The following is a 2,908-nucleotide window of genomic DNA, read 5'->3' on the forward strand; positions in this document are numbered from 1 at the left end:
AAACTGGATGGCGGGCCATTTTTATACACAATTCTCCTGGAGAATGTTTAAATCCTTATATAAAAAGGGCCGCCTCCCCTATAAAAAGGCGGCCACCATAACTGCGAACTGATAACTAATAACTGATAACTATTTCCCCTAAAGTTTTTAAATAATGATTTTTATTTTTGTACACCCCCTTTTCATATGTGATCATCGGATTGCGGAATGCGGATTGGGGATGGCGGGGTGGATATGGCTGCTCCGCGAATCAATCTTTTTTATGTGGACCTTTGGCCTTCACAGGAATGCATGAATATCCTTGACTGTTTATGGACTGCCCCCTTCCAGACAAAATCCCCATATATACTTCGCGCCGCATCAGCGGCGCCACCTTCCCGCAATCCGAAATCCACTTTCCGTTCTTCTCACACAAAAAGCACTTCAGCCGGACGGGCCGAAGTGCTTTTATTTCCAATCACTTATTTCTTTGCATTTTCGATGGCTTTCTTGCTTGCCGCTTTCAGCCATTTATCGAAATTGCCGTTCTTTGTATTTTCCTGAATGACTTCATTGATGACCTTTTTCAGATCTTCATTGCCTTTTGGAATGGCCACTGCCGTATCCAGGACTTTAGCCGTTTTGAAGTTCACATCAATCAGGGTGAGGTCATCGTTAAATACCAGGTACTGTTCTGCCACTACATCCTGTACGACGAGGCCATCTACTTTTCCCTGTTTCAATTCCAAAACTACATCCGGGACATGATCCAGGAAGACCAGCTTCGAATCTTTCAATTCTGCCTGGGCCAGTTTTTCTTCAGTGGTGGATTTCTGGGCCCCTACCGATTTCCCTTTGAAATCTTCCAGCGCTTTCAGTTTATCCTTATCAGCCTTGCGGATCATGATTTTTTCATGCATGGGAAGGTATCCGTCAGAGAAGTCCATGGTCTTCTTTCTTTCATCGGTAGCGGAAATACCGGCGATGGCGATATCCACTTTTCCTGCGGTCAGGGAAGACAGAAGGGCCGTGAAATTCGAATCCGCCACTTTCAGTTTGACTCCCAGTTTGTCGGCAATAGCTTTTGCAAGATCCATATCGACCCCGATAATGGTTTTCTCCCCCTTGGAAGCATCCAGGAATTCATAGGGAGGATAACCGGAAGCGGTGCCTACGGTGATTTCGCCTTTTTTCTTAATCTGCTCCATCAGAGGACCCTGTTTGGCCTGCGATGAAGAGGCAGCCGGTTTTGCATCGCCCCCGCAGCCGACAATAGAAAATGCAACAGAAGCTGCTGCCAGACCAAGAATCACTTTTTTCCATACCTGTTTCATAAAAATCTGCTCCTTCCATTCAACAGTCATCTATACAGATTCTGAATTATTTTTACATATTTTAGTATATTTATGCGTATATGTCAATGATATTTTATTTTTTTATAGAAATACTGTATTTTTATACAAGTCATTAGTTATCAGTTATCAGTTATCAGTTATCAGTTATCAGAATCCCACATAAGATCGGAAAGCTCTACATATTTCAAACTGACAGTAAAGCTCAATTCGACTATCCTCCACGATTTCACTGTGAACTGAGAACTGCTAACTGATAACTAAAAAATGGCGGGCTTCATGAATTGTGCCCGCCACCCTCCCTAATCCCCAGTCCCCAATCCCCAATTCCTCCCATTCTCCCCTTTTCCTGCGTTCATAACAAGAGTATAATATAAATACTATGTAACACAGAAAAGGAGCAGACTTATGGATTCCAATATCGTCACTATCATCGTTACCATCATTCTTTCCCTCATCGGTTTCTTCATCGGTTACCAGATGCTCAGGCTGGAGAAAAATGTCAAAGATATCATTGACCAGATTATTGAGCGTCACAAGGGAGACCGGAGTTTCCGGGATAAAGAATTCCTGAACTATTTCCATGCCGGTGGAAATATCTGGCTTTCCGCCATGGATGAAAAATTCCGCAAAATGCTGAATATGCAGAAATATACAGCCATGGGTGTCATTTTAGTAGCAGTCCTCTTAATTGCCACCGATATTGCCTCCGGCGTATTCTACATGGCCATCCTTCCGGTGCTTCTCATCCTTTTCGTGGGAAGAAATCTCATGAATTTCAAATCCGTCGCTGCCGATGACAAGACGAACAGCAGAAAAGCCATCGAATACTACAGGAAAGATTTCCCTGAAGATTCCATGGCCAAAAACAGCGGCGATTCCAAAGCGGCCGACAAACTGGCAGGCTGGTTCCTGACTGCCAAACGTACCTGCATCCAGACAGGAAAACTGGCCAAAGGCAAAATGGGCCAGTCCTCCGGTAATCAGCCCCAGGAAGACCTCCCGAACCGCGCCGCAAGGAGAGCGCAGAAGGGACACGGCTCCCATGCCTATCCGAGAGGAATGAGGAGAAGATAAAGTTAGTGGTTAGCCGTTAGCCGTTAGTGATCAGTGAAAAGGCCGCATTTCAAATCGAAGTGCGGTCTTTTTTGATGGGTATATAACTCAAAACTCTTATGGAAATATGGTGCAGCAGATAGCGGGGAACTGCACTTTCGACAGGCAATGATACCTCGCAAAAATTGTCCGGCGTCCCCCATCGGGGGAAGCTCCCGCGAAGCGGGTAAAGGGGGCTTACTATCGTAAGAATGCCAGTTGACTCAAAAGTCCCATGCGTTACGTCATCATGGAGCTTTAGTGAGTATCATTCTTACTGTTCCCCGCCGCTCCTGCCCGGAATGGTTCCGACAGGTTCGTGCCCCCACCGCTGTCGCGGAGAGGGTGTACAAAAATAGAAATCATTATTTTAAAAACTTTAGGGACAAAAGTTATCAGTTATTAGTTATCAGTTCGCAGTTGTGGTGGGCCATTACGAAGGAAAAGCGGCCTTTTTATATAAAAAAATGAATCATTTCCAA

Annotated in this window: 2 protein-coding genes; one reads left to right on the forward strand and one right to left on the reverse strand. The window is 44.9% G+C overall.

Annotated elements, in window-relative coordinates; genetic code table 11:
* Positions 1-461: 461 nt before the first annotated feature.
* Positions 462-1,313: a transporter substrate-binding domain-containing protein gene (locus tag VZT47_RS09930; protein ID WP_330224803.1), complete on the reverse strand. Its 852-nt coding sequence runs from the start codon at positions 1,311-1,313 to the stop codon at positions 462-464.
* Between the two features lie 426 nt (positions 1,314-1,739).
* On the opposite strand from VZT47_RS09930, the gene VZT47_RS09935 reads away from it, so the two are divergent.
* Positions 1,740-2,408, forward strand: coding sequence for a hypothetical protein (locus tag VZT47_RS09935; RefSeq protein WP_330224804.1), 669 nt, complete (start codon positions 1,740-1,742; stop codon positions 2,406-2,408).
* The last annotated feature ends 500 nt before the right edge of the window (positions 2,409-2,908 follow it).

Origin of the sequence: Dialister sp., from assembly GCF_036343215.1 — a bacterium.
Classification (GTDB): Bacteria; Bacillota; Negativicutes; order Veillonellales; family Dialisteraceae; genus Dialister.